A 21,888-nucleotide genomic window follows, 5' to 3' on the forward strand; every position below is an offset into this window, starting at 1 on the left:
TATTAAATTGTTGTTCTAGAAGTCATAATACCTATGATTGAGCCTGGCGCACTACAATAATGAGGGAAATGATGGATAATCCCCAGCAAGGGCGAGTCATCGCACTAATCGCCTATTTGATCGCGCTAGCATTATTGCATTTCACGGTAATCGATCCCGGGTTTCATCTCGATGCCAACGAAATCTGGCTGGCGAACGGTATAGCTAGCTTGCTGTTCGGTAGTCGGCTGCTCAATCCCCATTTCACGCCACCTGCGGACGCGGCAACCAATGGCTTTGTGGCTGGCCTTACCATGATCACAGCCATCGCGGCCATTCCTGATGGCGAAAGTAGCCGCGTGGCGGTCATTGCCCTGACCACCAGTTGGGCTATTTGCGCTTTGTCGCTGTTTGTGATTCTTGTCCGACGCTCAAACGGGCTCGAGGACAGGCCTTGGGTTCTTGGCTTCGACAAAACGGTTCGCGCGATTGGTGCGCCCGATATCATTTTCACGTTCGTACTTCTGTCAGCGGTTTGGCAGTTTCACCGGACCGATCCGCTGGAAGTGTTCGCAATTTTAGGAGCGTGGACCGTCATTGTTGCATTGCGACCGATTGAAGGAGTGATCGGATTTTTCGAATGGATGGTTCAAAACGCACTACGTGTTTCGAAAGAGGTCGTTGGCGAAATCGCGGCATACCAGAATCCCGGCTTGGTGTTGATCCGGCAGCATGATGACAAGCATCTGGCAACTGGAACCATGCTGCTGATAGGCGACCCTCAAGGCCCACCTCAACTAGGAGTGGCGATTAATTATGTAGGACGCGATGAAGGCCGCCTCTTACGGACACTGGCATTGAAATTACCGCCGTCACTCAAGAAAGCGGCAAAGCGCGCGGGCGAAGTCGAAGGTGCGGCGCGCCTGTTTAACCCGAATGAGGACGAGCGAGAGGACGTCAAAAGCGTCGTTGCACGGATCGGCGCGTTGCGTGGCATTGTTGACAGCGGATCGGACCTAACTCGTTTGGAATTTGAAGTCGTAAATGAAGCCGGGTTGGAAGAAGGAAAGCTAATCGACGTAAAGATCGGCGAAGCGCCGCCGGTCCTATATCAGATTATTGACGGCGTGACTCAAGAGGAGCTTGTTCAACAAAAAAACAAGTATGGCTACGCCAAGGCAAAAGCCCGCAAGATCGGTCGTTGGGATAAAGAAAAAGAGCAATTTGAGCCGGTATCTTGGTTGCCAGAGATGAATGCCCCGGTTTTCTTGAAGGAGACTGGTGAGTTTGAACCCCGCGCTAGTGCGATTGGCCATTTTCCTGGCACCGATTACTTCGTATCGATCAACCCAAGCGAAGCGGTAACCCACAACACCGCTATTCTTGGCATTCTAGGAATAGGCAAGAGTTTTCTCGCCATCGAGCTTGTCGAGCGCATGATTGCAGATGGGATAAAAGTTATCTGCCTCGATTTGACCAATCAGTACGCGGAAGAGCTGAAGGAATTCGTGAACGCGGATCGCGAGCAGGCTCTCGATGATGTACTGGCTAAAGCCGGGGAAGGCCGTCCTCCGGGCAAAAGCAAGGAGGAAGGCGGAAGCCTTCACGCCTTTGAAAACGCAGTGCTTGCTCAAATTCGCGAATTTCTATCGGCCGATTGCGGTTTTCCCCTTCGTATTATCAATCCAAGCTCTTTTGTTGTCAGCAAACAAACCAGTGGGTGGGGTAAAGACAGCGCGGGATTTGCTGATCTGTCACCTTCTGAGATAACCGCGATAATATCGGATTGCGCACTAAGGGCGTGCCAAGAACTCGGCATGACTAAGAGCGGTCGCGCTTGTCTGGTTTACGAAGAAGCGCATAGCCTTGTGCCAGAGTGGAATTCAGTTGCCAGCGATGGCGATAAGCATGCGACTGCTCGGAGCGCGCGAGCGATCCTGCAAGGTCGAAAATACGGACTAGGTTGTCTGCTAATTACGCAGCGCACAGCCAACGTGACGAAGTCAATACTCAATCAATGCAACTCAATTTTTGCGATGCGGACCTTTGACGACACGGGCCGCGAGTTCCTCGGTAACTATATCGGCAAAGAGTATGCTGGGGTGCTTCCCAGCTTAAAGGAACGGCACGCGGTCTTCTTTGGCAAAGCATCATCGTGTGATGATCCGGTTCTGATTCGCCTCAATGACCGGGACAAATTTGAGGCCGCTTTTAGAGCAGAGCACGCTCCTGGCGAACTCCCGGAATTCCAGACCGTCGAAGAATTGCTCGGCGGCGAACGGGCAGATGGAGATAACAACAAGCCTGAACCAGACGGACCAAAAATACGTACCCCTTGATCACGCGTCGCGCGACCGCCCCGCCGCTTTCCGCCCGCTAATCCCCGCCATCACCTATCCGCTTACACTGTACAGCCGATCCGCGTGCCTGCCCGTCTGTTGCCATCCGCTTCGACCAGCAAGACCGTCGGAGTCACTGGCAAACACCGGAGACAGACCGGGGGTCGAGCCGGAGTGCCGTTCATGCTCACATTTCCCAACCCAGACAGGTCCATCCGGCCGGCGAGCCCGTCCGCAACCGCGCCAACCGTCGTCGTAGTCGTAGTCGTCGTAGTAGTAGGAGTCGAAAGCCGGAAAACTGGAGTCCTATCCACGCTTTCCCAACGGCAAGACGATCCGGCTCTAGGCGGTCAGAACGACCTTGCCCTTCACGCGGCGCTGCATGAGATCGTCGAAGGCCTTGGTGACATCGTCCAGCGGATAGCTGGCCGAGACCATCGGCTTGATCTTGCCGGCGACATAAAGCTCGAACAGCTCGGCCATGTTCTGGCCGTTCTCCTGCGGGAATTGGCCGGCCCAGGCGCCCCAGAAGACGCCGCGGATATCGCGGCTGTTCAAAAGGGCGAGATTGAGCGGCATTTTCGGGATGTCGCCCGCAGCAAAACCGATCACCAGGAAGCGCCCGCCCCAGCCGAGGGCGCGCATGGCCGGTTCGGAATAATTTCCGCCGACCGCGTCATAGACGACGTCGGCGCCCTTGCCTTCGGTCAATTCCTTGAGCCGCGCTTTCAGATCCTCGCCGTCATAATCGACCAGCTCGTCCGCCCCGGCCTCTTTCGCCGCGGCCAGCTTGTCCTCGCCCCGGGCGCAGCCGATAACGCGTGCGCCATAAGCCTTGCCGAGCTGGCAAGCCGCGGTGCCGACACCGCCACCGGCGCCCAGAACGACCAGGGTTTCACCCGATTTCAGTCCGGCGCGCTGCTTCAGCGCGTGAATGGTGGTGGCGTAAGTCGTGATCAGCGCGGCGGCCTCGTCAAACGGCATGCTGTCAGGAATGGGCGCTACCTGATTGGCCGCCGTGACGACTTTCTCGGCAAAACCGTTGAGCAGGGTTGCGGCCACAACGCGGTCGCCTGCCTTGAAGCCCTGAACCCCGTCGCCGACCGAGGCGATCGTGCCCGACACCTCCCCGCCGGGTGTGAAGGGCAGAGGCGGTTTCATCTGGTATTTGCCTTCGACCAGAAGGATGTCCGGGAAATTCACGCCAGCGGCCTTGACGTCGATGACGACCTGACCCGGGCCGGCGACCGGGTCCTCGACCTCCTCCACCGTCAAATTCTGGTACGGCGCGAATTCCTTGCAGATCACGGCACGCATCACCGGTCCTCCCCTTTGGCCTCTTGGCTGTCGATCAGATGCTCGACGAAATCGATATGTGTTTTAAGCACATAGACTTCGTCGAAATAAGTCCATGGCACTTTCAGCTCGCGAACATCTGCGCGGATTGTCTCAAGGCGGTTGCGGCAGGCATCCGGCGAGCCCGGGTTTTCTTTGGACACGACATCGCGTTCGACATCGCGCAGGTCGCGGTAAAATCGCTTGATCCGCCGCTTCAGCTGCCAGGAGTACAGCCGCGGAGCAATACGCATGAAGGGGAACATCAAGGTCAGGACCGGGATCAACAGGATCCAGACACGATCGACCAGATTGGCCGCCCAGAAGGGCAAATAGCGCTGCAAAAACGCCGGCCCGCCGCGGTCATAATAGCGCGCGGCGTGTTGCGACAACGGATAATCGACCAGATGGCGGTCCGGAAAGGCGGCCGGTTCTGCCAGGGCCGATCCGCTGGAGAAATGCTCGTGCATCGCCTGCAAGAGCAGGGATTGAACGGCCGGATGCAGATCCGAGCGGACGACGGCCACCGCCGCCGGGGCGATTAGCTGGACATCTTCCGGCGGAATATCGTGCTGCAGGTCGATCACGCCTTGATAAAGCGTCACCTCGGAAAGAAACGGAAAGAGCCGCGAATAGGCCGGGCTGCGCGGAAGGCTGAGAACGGATATGGCGTCGTCCTGCAGAAGATCGCGTATATAGGTACGGTCGGGCGAGGTGATGAAGGCTGCCGCGTCAACCTCGCCAAGCCGCAGCGAAGCGGCCGCGGCGGTGCCGGCCGCTTCACTCCAGGTCACGGATTGCACGCCGTTCTCTTGCAACAGCACGTCCAAAAGCGCGCGAATACCGGAGTCTTCTCTGCCGGCCGCGATGCGCTGCCCATCAAGGTCGCGCAAATCTGAAATCGGCTCGCCGGCGGTCGTGAATATCCAGAGCGGCTCGTAGAACAAGGCCCCGAGCGAGCGGATCCGATTGGCCGCTGTCAGCGGATCGCCGACGCCGCCCTGGATCAGGGCCGCATCGGCGTCAGCCGCGACCAGGCGTGCGAAGTTCTCACCCGAGCCGGCCGTCGGGATCAGTTCAACCTCGACGCCCTTGGCTTCCAGGAATTGTTCCAGGCGCTCGCCGGCGGACTGGTATGCGCCGCCCGCCGGTCCGGTCAGGATGGAAATCTGCCGCGGCGGTGCGGGATCCAGGGTCAGCGCCAGCCAGACCAAAAGGATTGTGACGACCAGCGACACCGAAACGCCGGCGAGCCAGAACCCGCGTTCACCGGGCGCCATGTCCCTCCAGCGTTTGGCCAGCTGCTTCATTCGCCCCGCTCATTGGCTTCGCGGCGTTCTATACGCGAGACCCGCCGCTCAAGCGAATTGAAATCGTCGCGATTGAGGAAGAAGCGCGGCCGCTCTTCGATCGGCGGCGGGTCGGCTTCCATGCGGTCGTATTCAGCCGCCACCCATTGTGCATCATCGCTGCTGGCGAGCCATTCCGTCCGGCGACCGGCCACGGCCCGCCAATGCGCCTCGACATTCTCCGGCGTCAGGCGGGCGCCGAAGCGGTCGGCCGAAACCGGCGGATCGAGGGCTTCGCCGCGCATCCGCGCGAGCATGGCAAAGCCGAGGCGCGGGCGGTAATGCGAGGGTTCGAAATACCAGGGATTGAGGACATCGCCGGAAGGCGAAGGCGGACCGGTCTGGGCGACGTCCGGAAAGCCGGAAAAATCCCAGACTTCGAGCGCATCGCCCGGAAAACAGGGCGCGCGCGACAGCGCCGGATCGCGCCCGGCGGCGAGCCGGACGAAGTCGCGCCGCATCTGCAGGTCGAGATCCTCGATCCCGGCACGCCAGCGCGCCTCCTCGATGCGGGCATGAATCGGGTGGATGAATACGCGAACCTGGATGCCCCGCGCGAGCAGCGCATCGATGCCGCGGAATACGTACTCCGCGCGTTGCGGGTCGTAGGCATAACCGAGATAGGACCGGTATCGCTTTTCCAGCTCGGTATCGAAGCGCTCGCGGGAGTTTTCCGGCGCATAGGCGGTCTCCCAGCGCACGTCGGACCCGCCGGTCGCGTTGTCGATGACGGTTTGCAGGGCGCGGGCAAAAGCGTCGAGCGACAGCGAGGTCTGTATATGCGCTTGCAGCCGTGAGCCGCCGGCCAGCGGTGTGATCCAATAGGTCGCGTCGGCGCGCGGATAATCCCCAAACTCGCGCAGATCGAGACCGATAACGGCACAATCGATGGTGTCATTCTCGGCGGCGAGCGCTACGGCATTGGCGATTTCAAACGCGTTCGTGCCGCCCATGGCCATGTTTTCAAAACCGCCAGGCCAGTCGGCAATCTCGTCGGGGAAGCCGTCATGCGAGCGCGAGGAGCCAAAGAGGATCGTTGAGGCCTGTGTCTCCAACAAGCCATGACCGACCGCGACGCGGTAACCGTCGGCATGGGCGCGGGTCCGGCGCTCATTGACACCCGGAATCTCGCTCCATTCCGACACGTGATAGGGATCGACGATGAAGGTGAATCCGCCAAACAGGATCAGCCACGCTGCAAGCGTTGCAACGAGGCGGATGGCATAGCCCTTCAGGGTCAGCGGCGGTTTCCGGTCAGAAGTTGTAATAGATGAACTCCGCTGTGTTCCAGGCATTCACGATCGACAGGAAGAGCAGGAAGGCCAGCGTGCCGGAAATCCACGGACGCAGTGTGAAGCGCAGCCCTTTCTGCGGCACAATACCGGCGGTTTTCAGTGTCACCTCGTCGAACCATTTGACGAAAACGGAAGCCGTATCCGGCAGGCCCCACACGATGGCCAGCCCAATGGCGATGGCGATGAACGGCTCGTCGCTGACGCCCGGCCCGATACCGTTCAGACCGGCCATGCCTTCGAGCATTTCGATCGCCGCGCCGAAAGATGTCGCCCGGAAGAAGACCCAGGCGACGACCACGAAGAGGAAGGTACAGGCGACCGATACCCAGGGCGCAGACGGGAAGAGCCCGTTCGGCCGCCACTTGTTCAACCAATTACACCAGGCGAGCGCCAGCCCGTGCAGCGCCCCCCAGAAGACGAAGGTCCAGGCGGCGCCGTGCCATAGCCCGCCCAGGAGCATGACGATGGCGAGATTGACCGCCCGGCGGCCCGGTCCCTTCCGGTTGCCGCCGAGCGGAATGTAGAGATAGTCGCGCAAGAACTGCGACAGGGTGATATGCCAGCGGCGCCAGAAATCGACGATGGAGCGCGCCCGGTACGGCGCATTGAAATTGATCGGCAGGCGGTAGCCGAACATCCGCGCGAGCCCGATCGCCATGTCAGAGTAACCGGAAAAGTCGAAGAATATCTGGAAGGTATAGCAAAGCGCACCGGTCCAGGCTTCGAGCAGGCCGACCTCGTCGCCGCGCGCGGCGGCATTGAAGGCGCTGGCGGCATAAGGTTCGAAATTGTCGGCCAGCAGCACTTTCTTTGAAATACCGATGGCGAAGATCGACAGGCCAACGCCGATATTTTCTGCCCAATCATCCTTGCGATTTTCGTCTGCATATTGCGGCGCGATCTGGTTGTGGCGAACGATCGGCCCGGCGATCAGTTGCGGGAAGAAGGACACGAAAAGGCCGTGGCCGAGCCAGCCGGCGGGCTTGGTCTCACGGCGGGCGACATCGACGAGGAAGCTGATCTGCTGGAATGTGAAGAAGGAGATCGCCAGCGGCAGAGCAAAGCCCGGCAGCGGGATGTCGGTGCCGGCTACCCAATTGATGTTCTGCAGGAAGAAATCGGCATATTTGAACAGGCCGATACTGGCGAGATTCAGTGTGATGCCGATGGCCAGCCAGGGCTGGGCGCCGCGCCGCTCGATGATCAGGCCGAGGACGTGATTGACGCCGATCGAGCCCAATAACAACGGCAGGTAGCGGATGTCCCACCACGCATAGAAAATGAAGGATGCAATGGTCAGCGCCACCAGCGCGGCATTGTGCGCCACCCAGCGGCGCAGCACGTAGTAGACGCCCAACGTGGCCGGCAGGAAGACGAACAGAAATTCAAATGAGTTGAACAGCATGCCCCGCCCCGCGCGCGCGGCCAAATAGACGGTGTTTCACCGGACGGGTCAATTGAGCGGGACAGGCTTGTGCAATGGATTGCCGATTGCATTCACACGCGCGCCGGGACAGCATTCCCGCTGACGGGGAGGCACGCATGAGCACAATCGACAAAGCATTGGAAACGCAGCTCGCGAATATCGAAGCCAAGACCGGCACATCACTCGATGCGCTAACGCGTCAGGTGCTTGGTCAAGGATTCACAAAGCACGGTGAGATGGTCAGTTGGGCGAAGGAAACGCTCGGCCTCGGCCATGGCGACGCCAATACGCTGGTGCATATCGCCCGCCAGCGCGCCGAGGGTGACGCAGCGCCGGCGAGTGATCCGCTGGACGAGATCTATACGGGCGCAAAGGCCCATCAGCGGCCGATCCACGCGGCGTTGATGGCGCAAATCAGCGGGTTCGGGAATTTCGAGATCACGCCGAAGAAGGGCTATGTCTCGCTGCGCCGCAAAAAGCAGTTTGCGATGCTGGGGCCGAAAACAAAGGATCGTTTCGAGCTGGGGATCAACCTCAAGGACGAGGTGTCCCATCCCCTGATGGCACCGATGAAGCCGGGCGGGATGTGTCAGTACGTTGTTTCAATTCATGATGCGGAAGAGATCGACGATGACATGGTCGCGATTGTCCGCCGCGCCTATGACGCCGCCGCGTGAGCACTGGCGGCAACGTCCTGAATTCCTGGATCAATTACGGGCAGACGTGTCGGCATTCCAGCTGACCGAATCTCGGCCAATGTCCTCGGCTTCAAGTGAAGCGAGATAGCGTAGGAATTCCTCACAGTTCGTGGCACGCGAGATCACATAGCCCTGGGCATGGTCGCAGCCCATCGCCTTGAGGGCGGCGAGTACGACCTCGTCTTCCACGCCTTCGGCGGTCAGCGTCATGCCGAGATTGTGCGCCAGGTCGACCGTCGACTTGATCAGGGTGCGGTCCTTGCTCGATGTCTGCGAGCCGCTGATGAAGGTCTTGTCCAGCTTCAGCTCATGGCAGGGCAGACGCTTGAGATAGGCCAGCGAGGAAAAGCCCGTGCCGTAATCGTCGATCGCGATCTTGCAGCCGGCGTCGACCCAGCGGTCGAGATTGTGCATCGCCTGGTCGGGCTTGTGCATCATCGCCGTCTCTGTGATCTCCAGCGTGAGGGCATTGCTGCCATAGCCGATAATGTCGAGCACGCGCGCACCGAAACCGGCATCGGTCACCAGCCGGCCGGAAATGTTCACCGCGATCTCGACATCGAAGCCGTGATTGGCGAGATAGGCTTTCTGCTTGATGGCTTCGCGGATTGACCATTCGGTTAGTTCGCGGATCTTGCCGGTTTCCTCCGCCTGCGGAATGAAGTCGTCGGGCCGAATATAGCCGCGTTCGGGATCGTTCCAGCGGAACAAGGCCTCGGCTGCCGTGATCCGGCCGGACCGCAAGTCGAGCTTGGGCTGCAGGTGCAATTCGATGCCGCCGGACGTCAAGGCCGTCCGCATGCGCGTCATCAGGCTGAGATTTTCCGTGGGATCGCCGAGCTGGCGTTCATTGAAGATCGCCATGCCGGCCTGGTTCTCGTCGGCCTGAGACAGCGCGATGACCGCGTTGCGGACCGCGATCTCGCTTTGCCGGTCGTTGGCGAGCCCCACCGTCAGCCCGATGTCGAGCTCGACGCCGTCGATGGCCATTGGCCGCGACACCAGATCGACCAGGTCCTTGATGTCGTGTTCGAGCAGCAGATGGTCATCGGTATCGAGCAAAACGCCGAACAGGCCCGGTCCGATGAGGCCCACCTCGGTGACGCCTTCGGCCGCCGCCAGCCGCTCGCCTAGCTTGGTTTGGACTTTGATAAAAGTGGAAAAGCCGAGCAGCGTTTCGAAATTCGAAGCCCGGTCGAGGCGAACCGCCGCAAAAAAGGTTTCGGCACCCCCGCGCTCGATGTCGCGGTTCCGGTCCTTGACCAGCGAATGCCGCGTGGGCAGGCCGGTTTCAGCGTCCACGAACAGCATGTCTTTCATCATGCGGTTTCGCTGGCGGAAGCCGCGGATGATCAATACCGAGGCCAGCAGCATCATGACCAGCAGCGCGCCGGCGCCGATGGCAATCAGCCGCTGCCGCTGGGTTTCGCTTTCAGCCAGTGCAAGTTCACGTTCCAGACCGACCGTGCGAAGCTGCTCGATCTCCAGCTCCTGGGCCGCGAAATCGAACTGGGCGCCGACCAGTGCAGCGTTCGCGGAAGCCGCAAAGGACCGGCCCTCATCGTCGAGCCGCTTGAACGCCTCGAAATGCTCGAGCGCCAGCTCATGCTCGCCAAGCTCGGCATAGAGCCGCGCCGCGCTTTCATGGAAATCCGTGTAGTGCTGATTGGTCTCGTTCAGCATCACCCCGTCAAAGACGCGGTTCATGTAATCGCGCGCGTCCTGGTATTCACGGCGGCCGAGCGCCGCCTGCGCCCTCACCCCGTACAGAAAACGTCCCCACTCAGCGCCTTGAGGATCGCCGGCGACGTTGAAAGCGCGCGTGATCGCATTATCAGCCGCCGTCCAGTCTTCCGCCGCGATATGCATGGAGGCGATATTGTTGAGGATGCGGGCCTGCAACAGGCCGCTCTGAATCTCTTCGGCGATTCCGAGGGCGCGCTCATAGCTTTCCAGTGCCGGCTCGAATTGCTCGAGCGCGGTATATGCGTTGCCGAGATTGTTGAATGCGGCCAGATCGAGATTGTTGTCGTGATAGCGATCCGCCGCGTCCTCGAAATACTCGATCGCGCGTTCATACTGACGGGCATCGTTATAGATCGAACCGATCGACTGCAGCACGATGGCCTGGCTGCGCGCCTCGCCGATCACGGCATAGACCTCGTAAGCTGCCTGGAAATGGTCCAGCGCCAGACCGTGCTCGCCGGTGATTTTGAGCGTCCGGCCAAGCGCCAGCAGGATGTCGGCGTAAAGTTTTGTGGGGGCCGGGTTTTCGCCCAGCAATTCCAGCGCCCGCTCGGCCACCGGCCGGGCCTCACCCGGCCGCGCCATGCGAGTCAGCGCTTCAGCCTGTAACCAGCTCGTGGTGGCAAGCGCCGTGGCCTCCGCTGTTCCATCAATTCCGACCGGCACCATGCGCTCGGCGCGCTGGGCCAATTCGAGCGCGGCGGCCGGATCGCGCATCATGTTCGCGCGGGCTTCCGCAACCGCTTCTGCATAGGGCTGGTTCAGCGCCGGCTCGGTTTGCGCGCGCACCGGAGACGCCGTCAGGGCGGCGAGCATAACCATCAGCAATACGGTGTGCTGGCGAAGGTGCATGGTTGACTGTCAGCCGATCAAGAATTTTCCACCTACACTTGAATACGAGCAGCGTTAATATTTTAAGAATTCAGCGCTTCACGGAAGTCGCAAGAAAAAGGCCGCCTTTCCCTCACGGAAAGGCGGCCAGTTTTCACGCCGGGGTTGGTTGTTTAGAACTCGATGGTCAATCGTCCGCCAGCGGAAACCCCGCTGAATTCCTCGTACTGGTCGTCGCCGGCCAGCTCCACGCGGGAGAAGAGGCTGAAGTCGGTTGATCCACCGAATAGTGAGGTGCCGTACATGGCTTCTGCGTAGAGCGGACGCTCGCCACCCAGACGCCAGGTCTCGGTCGTCAGTTCCATTGCGCCGGTGTCGCGGTCCGTGATCCGGGCCGTCGAGTATTCCAGCGCCCCGCTTTCCACATGCAGCGGCTGGATGACGCTGAAGCGGAGGGCATCACGATCCGACAGGACGCGGGTGCGGGTCATGGTGACCTGGAAAGCCGTCGACAACGTGTCCTCGCTCAATTGCAGGGCTTCGTTGTCGATTCCGCCGCTGCGCGTCCGGGCCAGCGTGCCCGAGGCGTCGAAGCGGATCCGGGCCGGCAGCGTCGTGGCGACACCGAAGGTGACCGCGTCGGTCATGGAACCGCCGGAGATGTCGAGCACACCGGCACCTTGAGCACCGAGCAGCCCGCTCTCCTCGCGAAGCAGCGTGTAGCCGACATTCACGTCCAGACCGTCACGCACCGTATGGGTGGCCGTGAGGTTGAAGGCCGCGGCCTGGTACGGGGCAAGTCCCGTCACGCTGCGTTCCTCGCCGGAGTACGGCAGGACGGTGTTGTGCTCCTCGCGATTGGTCGTGAGACCGAAGTTGAGGCGCGTGTTTTCCGAGATCTCGTATCCGGCCATGCCGTAGAGACCGCCCGAGGCGAAGCCGAGCACCGGATTGACGCCGCCCGTCTCCGGACGATGGTCGGAGAAGAGGCCGAAGCCGTTCTGCGTGGTTAGCGCCAAGGCGCCTTCACCGTGACCGAAGCGCAGTTCGCGGCCATCCTGGTCGTCCGCGATGCGGACACCGACCTGGAAGCCCAGCTCGTCATTGCCGGCATAATCACGCGGATCGAGGTTCGAAGCGACGACGCTGACCCGGAGATTACCGCGGGCGGCCATGTCGACCGAATATTCGCGGATATCGCGGAAGTCATTACCGTCATCGTCATCATCATCATCGTCGTCGTCGTTCCGACGGCTGCGCTCGGCGAGATAGGCTTGCGCATCCATGGCGCGCGCCAGTTCCTCGTCAGTGAGTTCGAAGTCCAGCTCGTCGAGCGGCACCACGAAGTCGCGGAAGGTGTTGTTGAGGTCCTCGAACATGACGATCGAGTTCTCTTCCGGTGAATGGAAGGTCAGCCGGCCGGCACTCCAGCCCGGACCCGTGACCCTGCGGCGTTCCGGCGCGTCGCCCGCATCGAAGACGATGTAGAGCGCGTCGCGGTCGAGCGGCGAGAGGGCCGCACCAATGTCCAGCATGCCGCGGCCATAGACCGGGTCGGTGCCAGGGGCGCCGAGATCGCGGGCCGAGCGCAGGAGGACGTCCGCCACATCGCGGCTCTCCAGCCAGCCCCAGCGGGCCTGAACCAGCGCGGCCGCGCCCGACACCAGCGGTGCCGCGAAGGACGTACCGGTCTGGCGCATCACGCCGCCCTCGCCGTCCGAAACCAGGATCAGCTCGCCCGGCGCGACCATGAAGCGGTCCATCAGGCGGTAGCCTTCCTGGCACGTTCCATCGACCGTGAAACAGGCATCGCCCGGACGGTTGGAGAAGAAGGAGATGTTGCTGACCGGATCAACCGAGCCGACCACGATCAACGTGCTGACATCGCCAACCGCCGTCCAGTCGACATCGAAGGTCTGCGTATAGCCATCATTACCGGCGGCAAATACGAACACCGCCTCGCTGCGGTGATCCCGCAGGTCGTGGTGGCTGAACACGCCGGCCCACTCTTGCGAGAAGGTCGTACCCGGCACACCCAGCGACAGGTTCACGACGCGAACATGGTCGTTGAACATGCGATTGATGCCCGTCCGCACTTCCGTGAAGTTGGTCGACAGGGATTCGTCAAACGGGTTGTAGGCCGACACCGTCGAATTCGGCGCGATGCCCATGATGCCCGTACCGTCGAGCGGCGCGTTGATCAGGCTGCCGACCGCCGCACCGTGCGACGTGCCGTAATTGTCCTGCTCGCCGCGCGAGCCGCGGACATTCATGGCTTCGCTGCGGGTGAAGCTGAAGTCCAGAAGACCGATCACGATGTCCTGGCCGCCACCGACCGCTTGCGAGAGCGCCGGCGTCCAGTTGACCTGCGGCATCCAGTGATCGACACGGTCGAGACCGGTGAAGCCCATCAGCCCGTCATAGAAGTCGAGGAAGAAGGCCGAGCGGTCAGCCGCATCCATTTCGGCGAGGCTTTCCGGGTTGTCGAGATCGATGCCGTATTTGGCGAGCAGTTCCGCCAGCACGGCGTCCTGCAGCGACTGGCCGGTTTCGTGCTGGACCGCGGCGCCGAAGACGCCATCGGCTTGTGTGAACATCTGGCGCAGCTGGTCGACCACCGACTGGTAGTCCTGTGCCGCCGACTCAGAGAACGGATCGATATCGCCCCAGGAGGCATTGAGATCGCCCCAGAATGGACCGATGTCACCCCAGAACGGACCGATATCGCCCCAGAACGGGTTGATGTCGCCATAGAAGGGATCGATGTCGCCATAGAAGGGGGAGATGTCGCCCCAGAACGGCGAGATGTCGCCATGGAACGGATTGATATCACCGTGGAAGGGATCGATGTCGCCCCAGAAGGGTGAGATGTCGCCCCAGAAGGGCGAGATATCCCCGTAGAAGGGATCGATATCGCCGCGGAACGGGCTGATATCGCCGTGGAAGGGATCGATATCGCCCCGGAACGGGTCGATGTCGCCGTGATAGGCAAACAGGAAGGTTTCTTCTTCCGTGTTGCCGTTCATGGCCAAGGCCGGTGCCGCCGTAATCGACGTTGCTGCACCGAGAAGAGCCGAAGCCGCCACCGTTGTCCGCAAAAACTTTTTCATATCGGTCCCCCATGAGGATTGCCCGTGATGGGGGATGTTTTCGGGCATTTTATTCAAATTCGAACTAATGAAGATGGTTTCCAAAACCTAAATCGACACAATGGTTTACAGGCCGGTAACGGGATCGTTCGGATTTGAAATGGTGCCCAGGGGCGGATTCGAACCACCGACACGCGGATTTTCAATCCGCTGCTCTACCAACTGAGCTACCTGGGCGCCTGTTTGCTCCGCCGCAGCGGAACCGTTGGAGAGGCGGCGTTATAGGCAAGCCCGCGGGTGCTGTCCACGCCCTGATGCGCCTGCCCGTCAGTCTTGTGCAGAGGGGTCTTCGGGTTCTTCCCGGACCGGCTCGCCGGGAATGGCGTAATCGTCCGCCAGCCAGTGGCCGAGATCGGCATCGGCGCAGCGTTTCGAGCAGAAAGGACGCCATCTGTCCTCCGCCGGTTTCTTGCAGATCGGACAGGCCGGACGCTTTCTCATGCCGTCGTCACCTCGAAATCGTTTCGCTGTTCCGGCGCCTGAACGGCCAAAGTGAAACGCGGGCCGATGCGGTCGGTCAGGGCGGCGCGCCAGCCGATGCGGTCCGGATCCAGCCAATCGTGAATGTCTGGCGCCACTGTCAGATTGAGCTTCGCGGAACGGTTGGCCGCGCCCTCCAGAAGGAGGTGGCGGAGCGCTGCTAGCGCGCGCGTCTCGACGCTTAAGGCGCCTTCGCCGTCTGTCAGGATTTCCGCGACCGAGCGTCCGGTGCGCTGGCGTGCCATCTCGATCAGGCCAAAGCGCGAGATCGGCAGGAGATCGATGCGGGCCGGGTCGGGCTTCAGCGCCTTCTTGAGCGCGCCTTCTACCGCTTTGCGGTCCGGCTGGCTGCGCAGATGCAGGCAATCGATGACGATATTGCCGCCCAGCCCGCGAAGCCGGATCTGGCGCGCGATCTCCGGCATGGCGGCGAGGTTGACGTCCAGCGCCAGCTTGCGCCCGGCATTCGCCGTGCGCCCGACGCTGTCGATGTCGATGGCGGTGAGGGCCGCCGTCGGCTCGATGCGCAACGCACCGCCGCCCTTGAGGCCGACCCTCGTGTCCAGCGCCGCGTCGATGGCGCCTGCAATGTCGATCCCGGCCTCGTCGGCCCATTTGACCTCGGCCTCGGGATAACGGCGCAGCAGGCGTTCGGCGAGATTGGCATCGGTCTCGATCAGGCCCGGCGCGTCCGGCCGCTCATCGCCATCCGCGACCGCCAGCGTCGGCCCTTTCTCCGCGAAGGCCTCGCGCGCGACCCGCACGCCGATCATGGCACCGTCGTGCCAGCCTTTCGGCCGCCCGGCCTTGCCGAAGGGGAGAAATCCCGGATCGCCGCGGCCGAGATCGACAAAGGCCGCGTTCAGCGCGCCGTCGATACGGGTGATGCGCCCGGCATACAGCTCGCCGGTATGAGCGCGGGTGCCCTGCTCGCTCCAGTGGTCGAAATGCAATTCGACGACGCGGCCGTTTTCAACGATGGCCGCGCGCGTTTCACCCACCCACTCCTCGACGGCAATCAGCCGGCTCATGGCTTGAGCACCGGGTAGCCGAAGCCGCGCAGGAGGTTGGCGGTTTCATGGAGCGGCAGGCCCATGACGCCGGAATAGGAGCCGACGAGTTTCGTGACGAAGGCTTCGGCGCGGCCCTGGATGGCATAGCCGCCGGCCTTGCCCTTCCACTCGCCACTGTCGAGATAGGCGCGAATCTCCTCGTCCGTCAGCCGTTTCATCGACACGCGGGTTTCGACCACGCGCGAAGCCAGCCGCCCGTCCGGATGCGCCAGAGCGACGCCGGTCCAGACGCGGTGTCCGCGCCCGGACAGGAGTTCGAGGCAGCGGCGAGCCTCTTCCTCAGTTCCGGTCTTGGGCAGAATGCGGCGTCCGACCGCGACGACCGTGTCGGAGCCCAGGACCAACGCGTCCGTTGCCGCTATCGCCGCAGCCTTCGACCGCGCAAGCCGTTCGGCAAGCTGGCGGGGCGTTTCGCCGGGGATCTCACTTTCGTCGATGTCGCTAGGGCGCACGGCGTCCGGTTCGACACCGATGCGGCGCAGAAGCTCGAGGCGGCGCGGCGACGCGCTGGCCAGCACCAGATGCACGGGCGGGGTCATGCCGGCCGCTCGTCAGATTTACTTGAAGCGATAGGTGATCCGGCCCTTGGTCAGATCGTACGGCGTCATTTCGACGAGCACCTTGTCGCCCGCCAGAACGCGGATGCGGTTCTTGCGCATCTTGCCCGCCGTATGGGCAATAATCTCATGGTCGTTTTCCAGCTTCACGCGAAATGTTGCATTGGGCAGCAATTCGGTGACTTCACCTGGAAATTCCAACAACTCTTCTTTCGCCATGAGCTCCTCTTGATGGCGGTGAATCGACACGCGAGCATAGCACAAATGCCCGTGCGGCGCGGTATATAGTCTTCTGGTGCAGCAAAAGTCGAGCCCGGAATTGCGTGAATATCAGGCGCCGCCGCGATGATGAAGCGCTCCGATGAGCGTGAACAGACGCCGCGCCGTCTCGAAATCGACGTCGATCTTGCCGGAAAAGCGCTCGCGCAGCAGCTCTGCGCCCTCATTGTGAACCCCGCGCCGGCCCATATCGATCGCCTCGATCTGGGCGAGCGACGAATCGCGCACGGCTTCATGATAGCTCTCACAGATCATGAAATAGTCCTTGAAGATGCCGCGGAAGGGCCCGAGCGAGAACAGGAAGGCATGTACCGGATCGCCGCCTTCGGTGCGGATGTCGATGGTCAGGCGGCCATCATCGATCGACAATTGGACGTGATAGGGACCCGCAGCATTACCGTCCGGCGAAAAACGGTTCGCCTCGAGCAGGTCGGAAATGGCCACCCGCCTTTCCCGATCCGCCGTTGCATCGCCGGTCTTGAGCCCGACCAGATCGATGGCGGCGATATATTCGGCATCGCTCATTCCGGAGTCTCATGCGACGGACGCCCTTTTGCGGGCCAGGGTACGGATATATCGGCCAGCAGAGCATCGATGCATTCCACTTCGAGCTGCATCTCGCCACCGCCGGAGAAGGACAGCCGCACCCGGCCGCCGGGCGTCTCGCCCGGCTCGAATGTTACTGCGAGCAGCGAAACGATTGCACCCGGCGAATCCTGTTTCAAACGTTTCGAGCTGGCGCTCAGCACACTGGAAAAATCAAGCGCGGATCGCGTCCGCCAAGCCTGACCCGGACCCTTATCTTCCCAGCGGAAACGGTTGAGTACCGCCGTGAAACGGCGGCGGCGCCGGTCGAACCGGAGATCGCCCAGCTGGGCGACGGCATCCTGCAGCGCCGCGGATATCACGGCGAGATCGTCGGCGTCCTGCGCGGCGAGCTTCAGCGGTTTACGTCGTACCACAATCCCGGTCCTAGTCTTTGACGCGCTCGATATCCGCTCCGCATGCCGCCAGCTTCGCTTCGAGCCCTTCGAATCCCCTGTCGAGATGATAGACGCGACCGATCGTGGTTTCACCTGCGGCCACCAGTCCCGCGATCACCAGCGACACCGAGGCGCGCAGATCGGTCGCCATCACTTGTGCGCCGCGTAATGTCTCGACGCCTGTGACGATGGCTTCATTACCACGCAGATCGATCTTTGCGCCCATGCGCATCAGCTCCGGCGCGTGCATGAACCGGTTCTCGAAAATGGTCTCGCGGATCACCGAGCGGCCGTCCGCGACGGTCATCGCGGCCATGAACTGGGCCTGTTCATCGGTCGGAAACCCAGGATAGGGGCGCGTTTCGATATCGGTGGCGGCCAACCGGCCTCGCTTCGCGCGAACCCGCACGCCGCCATCTTCCTTGGCAACCGCTGCGCCGGCTTTTTCCAGCCGGTCCCAAAGCGCTTCATTGTGTTTCCAGACCGCGTCTTTCAACAACACGTCGCCGCCGGCCGTTGCCGCGGCCAATGCGTAAGTGCCGGTCTCGATCCGATCGGGGACGACGGCATGCGCCGCACCGCTCAACGAGCCGACACCCTGAATGGTAATCGTCGCACTCCCCGCCCCTGACACTTTCGCGCCCATCGCATTCAGACAGTCTGCCAGATCAACGATTTCCGGCTCGCGCGCCGCGTTCTCCAGCGTCGTCTCGCCCCTTGCCAGCACCGCTGCCAGCATGGCGTGTTCGGTGGCGCCAACTGAGACGAAGGGGAAGGTCACCTGTCCGCCCTGCAATCCCTTCGGCGCCTTCGCTTCGACATAGCCTTCGGTGAGCTCGATTTCGGCCCCCAGCGCTTCGAGCGCCTTCAGATGCAGGTCGACGGGGCGCGCGCCGATGGCGCAGCCGCCCGGCAAGGAAACCCGGGCTTCGCCATTGCGGGCCAGCAGCGGGCCCAGAACATTGAAGCTGGCCCGCATTTTCCGGACGAGATCATAGGGCGCCTCGGCATTTTCAATCCGCTGCGTGTGAAGGCGCATTGTATCGCCGTCACGGCTCACCTCGGCGCCGAAATGTTGCAGCAATGTTGTCAGAAAGCGCGTATCGGCGAGATCCGGCATCCGACCAAGAATCAGGGGCTCGTCCGACAAGATGGTCGCGACCATCAGCTTGAGCGCCGAGTTCTTGGCACCGGAAATCGGTACCGATCCTTTCAGCTCCTGTCCGCCGCGTATCTTGATCGAATCCATAGCGCTCCGCCTTCACCTTCGCCTGACCGATACTCATGTCGGCCGCATGGCCATTTCAAGGCGCCTTGTCAGCTTTTCCGGGCGCTTTCCGCCGCCGCAGATTTCGCCGCAGTGCCGCGGCCAGGCGGGCTTCACGCTCGGTCTGTTTCGGTGTCTTATCGCGCGATGACTTCGGGAGATCTTTATCCGGCATGTCTTCCGTGTGCCCACGCTGCGCCTTTGCGTCAAGGCAGGCTTGGCGAGCGCAGCGGCTTGGGTTATACGCCGCGCTTCGTGGCTTCGGGCCGCAGTAGCTCAGTGGTAGAGCGCATCATTGGTAATGATGAGGTCGGGAGTTCAACTCTCCCCTGCGGCACCAGCCCTTCATGACGATATTTCCGGACATTGCACCCTATGACAGCGGCCGCCTGGCAACCAGCGACGGGCATGCGCTCTATTGGGAACGGTGCGGCAAGCCGGGCGGGATTCCACTGGTCTGGCTGCATGGCGGACCGGGATCGGGTTGCACGGCGGCGCACCGGCGCTTTTTCGACCCTGACCGGTTTGACGTCCTGCTGTTCGACCAGCGCGGGTGCGGTCGGTCGACGCCTAAATTCTCGCTGGAAAACAACACCACCGCCGATTTGATCGCGGATATCGAGCGCCTGCGCGAGATGTGCGGTATCGAGCGCTGGATCGTCAGCGGCGCGTCCTGGGGCTCGACGCTCGCCCTCGCCTATGCACAAACCCATCCTGAGTCGGTGACCGGCGTTCTGGTGACGGCGGTCTTTCTGTCGACGGATAACGAGCTGGCCTGGTGGCATTTCCGGCCGGGGGCGCCGAACCTGTTCCCGGACGCGTTCGACGCCTTCCTGAACGGCGCGGCCGCACCCCAACGTTCGGATTTAACCGGCTTTTTCTCGGACCATCTTGCCGCAATGCAGGCTGAACTCGATCGGGGGCTGGGCGATCTGAGGCGATTGATCGAACCGGACGCCTCGCTGGAGGGCTTGCGCCGCTCAACCCTTTACCGGTGGACCGAGTATGAGGAGCGCATCTCCTGGCTCGACACATCACCCGACAGCGCGCGCGAAGCCCTGGCCGGGCGCGGTTTTGAGTATGTCGCCTGCCATTCCCTGATCGAAGCGCATTATTTTGCCCAGCGCTGTTTTCTCGGTCCGGATCAGCTCGTAGACAATGCCGGGCAATTGGCGCGGTTTCCGGTCGAAATCGTGCAGAGCCGATTTGATGTCGTCTGCCCGCCGCTAGCGGCCATGCGCCTGCACGCGGCATGTCCGCACTCGCGATTGTCGCTCGTGACGCATAACGGCCATGCCATGACGCCTGCCGTCCATCCGGCCTTCCGGGCCGCAGCCGGTCGTCTGGCGAAGAGCGTTTAACGACCGGCGCCAGGCGGAAAGCCGGTCTCGAGCTGCTGGGTACAAAATCTCCGGTACGCAGCCTTACAATTCTGCGGTGGCGAAGAGGTGCACCGCGGCGAGATCGACGCCTGAATGCGAGGCGCTTTGAACCGCAATCGCATTCGTCGAGGTCGACAGGATAGAGGCCGCGAGATCGGTTCCGGACGCGTCGATCTTTCCGCTCGCGCCGGTCTGCGGCGAGTAGGCCGTGACCGAGGGAGCCGCACGCATTGGAACGGCCAGCCGCCAGTTAAAAATGGCCGTGTTCGCCGGCCCGCTGGTGGCCGATCGTAGCGCGCCGTCCATGACCGCACTGCCGGGCGCGATCGCCGGCGCGTAGGTGGACGCAACATAGCGCTGGCATCGTTGCAGGTTTTCGGAGAAAGACAGCCGCTCGAATGGCGTGGCCGTATCGCCCGGTTCGAACTGAATATCCGCGAGCGAGATAACGACGCTGGTCTCGCCATCCTGCAGATTGAGCTCCAGCGCGAGGCTGTGCCCGTCGCCCAACGTCTTGCCATCGAGGCTTGCAACGGGGACCGCCACCGTGAAACGCGCCCAGCTGGCCGACAGGGACAGCGTCTGCTGGACCAGCACATCGCTGGCCGATCCGCCCGACCCGAAATGCCGCCGGAAGGTCGCCGTCAATGAAACCGACCTGTCGGCCATGGCGTGAAACGACAGGACGGTATCGCCTTGCGGCAAGCAATCGACGTTTTCGATCCGCTGCTCGATTGCGGGATAGCCGGCGGCCGTGCCGGTGAGCGTCCATTCGAGATAATGGCGGGGGCCGCCGGGTACATCGCCCTGCCCCGGTGCGAAGGACAATTGCGCGATATCGCAGGTCATGCCACCCGCGCTGGCCAGCTTCCAGCCATCGAGCAGGCGATCACCCGAAGCGGCGGACGCAAAGCTGGTGCCGCGCTGAGCGATACCGAAGTCACCGTTGAGGATGCGGTTGCGCCGCACCGCAGGCGCCGTGCCATTGACTGCATTCACCCAGACGCCGTCCGGCGCGGCTATATCGAGGCGCTCGGGGCGGGCGCGGATCACATCCTGCCATGCCGCTCCGTCGGGGCTGAGTTTCAGTCGAAACTCATCATCGCCAAGCAAGCCCATTTCCGCGCGGCTGGAGTAGGCCGACTGGAACAGGAGCGATAAGACATGGCCTCCAGACTCCTTGTTCAGGCTGCAGCGTAAATCGCCGGTGCCGCCCTCGCCGGCGGTCAACGCGGTCCAAAGCGCCGCATTGAGCTTTGCCGTAAAAGGGTTCGATGCGTCCGCTGTGGTCCCCAGGCCGAAACGATGAAGGTTCCCCAGTGCTGTGATGCTGTCGGAAAGCGGACCCCAGACACCGCCGACATGGACGATCAGCTCTTGGTCGTCCTCAACCCAGATACGCCACCCTTCTTTGGATGGAATTTCCGCCCATTCCGCGTCGCGATAGATCGCCAAGGCGCCGTCCGCCATCAAATCCCAGTCAGCACCTGCCGCCTGGGCGGTCAGAATGTAGGCATCGCCCTCGGCTGGCGAAGCCGGCTGCGTGTCGGTCGACCGGCTGACCACCGATGCCTGCACCAGCGCATCCAACCGGCGCAGGCTTTCATTCACCGTGACGTGCTTCTGGGCTTGTGCGGCCAGCACATAGTCGAGACCAAGACGGGGCGAGCTTTCCGTGGACATGCGTGTCTCCTTGCACGGCAAAGCCTATGCGGAGACG

The 21,888-nt window shown here is 62.0% G+C and carries 17 protein-coding genes and 2 tRNA genes; 4 read left to right on the plus strand and 15 right to left on the minus strand.

Annotated features, from left to right (window positions below; translation table 11 throughout):
- Window positions 1-71: 71 nt before the first annotated feature.
- On the plus strand, window positions 72-2,318 hold the full coding sequence (locus ACO08C_RS01905; RefSeq protein WP_421787047.1) for an ATP-binding protein: 2,247 nt from the start codon (window positions 72-74) through the stop codon (window positions 2,316-2,318).
- Between the two features lie 342 nt (window positions 2,319-2,660).
- Here ACO08C_RS01905 and ACO08C_RS01910 read toward each other — a convergent pair whose 3' ends face one another.
- Genes ACO08C_RS01910 through ACO08C_RS01925 form a run of 4 tightly spaced genes read right to left on the minus strand, consistent with a single transcriptional unit; the run spans window position 2,661 to window position 7,702 of the window.
- Window positions 2,661-3,635: an NADPH:quinone oxidoreductase family protein gene (locus ACO08C_RS01910; RefSeq protein WP_421787049.1), complete on the minus strand. Its 975-nt coding sequence runs from the start codon at window positions 3,633-3,635 to the stop codon at window positions 2,661-2,663.
- Window positions 3,635-4,963: a TAXI family TRAP transporter solute-binding subunit gene (locus ACO08C_RS01915; protein WP_421787051.1), complete on the minus strand. Its 1,329-nt coding sequence runs from the start codon at window positions 4,961-4,963 to the stop codon at window positions 3,635-3,637. Before ACO08C_RS01915 ends, ACO08C_RS01910 begins: the two co-directional genes overlap by 1 nt.
- Entirely contained in the window at window positions 4,960-6,297 is a 1,338-nt protein-coding gene (locus ACO08C_RS01920) for a hypothetical protein (protein WP_421787053.1), read from the minus strand. Before ACO08C_RS01920 ends, ACO08C_RS01915 begins: the two co-directional genes overlap by 4 nt.
- A complete protein-coding gene (locus ACO08C_RS01925; RefSeq protein WP_421787054.1) occupies window positions 6,257-7,702 on the minus strand; it encodes an MBOAT family O-acyltransferase in 1,446 nt (481 codons plus the stop codon). The genes ACO08C_RS01920 and ACO08C_RS01925 overlap by 41 nt, the downstream gene beginning before the upstream one ends.
- A 137-nt stretch (window positions 7,703-7,839) precedes the next feature.
- Here ACO08C_RS01925 and ACO08C_RS01930 point away from each other — a divergent pair, with 137 nt between their 5' ends.
- Complete coding sequence (locus ACO08C_RS01930; RefSeq protein ID WP_421787056.1) at window positions 7,840-8,400, plus strand: DUF5655 domain-containing protein; 561 nt, start codon at window positions 7,840-7,842, stop codon at window positions 8,398-8,400.
- 30 nt (window positions 8,401-8,430) lie between these two features.
- Here the strand turns inward: ACO08C_RS01930 and ACO08C_RS01935 are convergent, their stop codons facing one another.
- The 10 genes from ACO08C_RS01935 to murA form a co-directional block, all read right to left on the minus strand.
- A complete protein-coding gene (locus ACO08C_RS01935; protein ID WP_421787058.1) occupies window positions 8,431-11,019 on the minus strand; it encodes an EAL domain-containing protein in 2,589 nt (862 codons plus the stop codon).
- A 152-nt stretch (window positions 11,020-11,171) separates the two neighbouring features.
- On the minus strand, window positions 11,172-14,108 hold the full coding sequence (locus ACO08C_RS01940) for a S8 family peptidase (RefSeq protein WP_421787060.1): 2,937 nt from the start codon (window positions 14,106-14,108) through the stop codon (window positions 11,172-11,174).
- A 140-nt stretch (window positions 14,109-14,248) separates the two neighbouring features.
- A tRNA-Phe gene (locus tag ACO08C_RS01945) sits at window positions 14,249-14,324 on the minus strand.
- Window positions 14,325-14,414: 90 nt separating this feature from the next.
- Window positions 14,415-14,588, minus strand: a complete 174-nt coding sequence (locus ACO08C_RS01950) for a DNA gyrase inhibitor YacG (RefSeq protein ID WP_421787061.1) — start codon at window positions 14,586-14,588, stop codon at window positions 14,415-14,417.
- Window positions 14,585-15,658 carry a ribonuclease E/G gene (locus ACO08C_RS01955; RefSeq protein WP_421787063.1) on the minus strand — a complete coding sequence of 358 codons (1,074 nt, stop codon included), beginning with the start codon at window positions 15,656-15,658 and terminating at the stop codon, window positions 14,585-14,587. Before ACO08C_RS01955 ends, ACO08C_RS01950 begins: the two co-directional genes overlap by 4 nt.
- Complete coding sequence (locus ACO08C_RS01960) at window positions 15,655-16,239, minus strand: Maf family protein (protein ID WP_421787065.1); 585 nt, start codon at window positions 16,237-16,239, stop codon at window positions 15,655-15,657. The genes ACO08C_RS01955 and ACO08C_RS01960 overlap by 4 nt, the downstream gene beginning before the upstream one ends.
- 18 nt (window positions 16,240-16,257) lie before the next feature.
- Entirely contained in the window at window positions 16,258-16,476 is a 219-nt protein-coding gene (gene infA / locus ACO08C_RS01965; protein WP_019961978.1) for a translation initiation factor IF-1, read from the minus strand.
- 111 nt (window positions 16,477-16,587) lie between these two features.
- Window positions 16,588-17,061 (minus strand): UPF0262 family protein, encoded by a 474-nt coding sequence (locus ACO08C_RS01970; protein WP_421787068.1) that lies wholly within the window; start codon window positions 17,059-17,061, stop codon window positions 16,588-16,590.
- Window positions 17,058-17,498, minus strand: a complete 441-nt coding sequence (locus ACO08C_RS01975; RefSeq protein WP_421787069.1) for a DUF2948 family protein — start codon at window positions 17,496-17,498, stop codon at window positions 17,058-17,060. The genes ACO08C_RS01970 and ACO08C_RS01975 overlap by 4 nt, the downstream gene beginning before the upstream one ends.
- Before the next feature lie 10 nt (window positions 17,499-17,508).
- Window positions 17,509-18,768: a UDP-N-acetylglucosamine 1-carboxyvinyltransferase gene (gene murA, locus ACO08C_RS01980; RefSeq protein WP_421787071.1), complete on the minus strand. Its 1,260-nt coding sequence runs from the start codon at window positions 18,766-18,768 to the stop codon at window positions 17,509-17,511.
- Window positions 18,769-19,051: 283 nt separating this feature from the next.
- Between murA and ACO08C_RS01985 the strand changes: the two genes are divergently transcribed.
- Window positions 19,052-19,126: transfer RNA gene (locus tag ACO08C_RS01985), tRNA-Thr, on the plus strand.
- Between the two features lie 7 nt (window positions 19,127-19,133).
- Window positions 19,134-20,147 carry an alpha/beta fold hydrolase gene (locus ACO08C_RS01990; protein ID WP_421787072.1) on the plus strand — a complete coding sequence of 338 codons (1,014 nt, stop codon included), beginning with the start codon at window positions 19,134-19,136 and terminating at the stop codon, window positions 20,145-20,147.
- A gap of 63 nt (window positions 20,148-20,210) precedes the next feature.
- Here ACO08C_RS01990 and ACO08C_RS01995 read toward each other — a convergent pair whose 3' ends face one another.
- On the minus strand, window positions 20,211-21,851 hold the full coding sequence (locus ACO08C_RS01995) for a DUF2793 domain-containing protein (RefSeq protein ID WP_421787074.1): 1,641 nt from the start codon (window positions 21,849-21,851) through the stop codon (window positions 20,211-20,213).
- Window positions 21,852-21,888: the final 37 nt, after the last annotated feature.

It is taken from the genome of Hyphobacterium sp. (genome assembly GCF_965229905.1).
In the GTDB taxonomy this organism is placed as follows: Bacteria; Pseudomonadota; Alphaproteobacteria; order Caulobacterales; family Maricaulaceae; genus Hyphobacterium.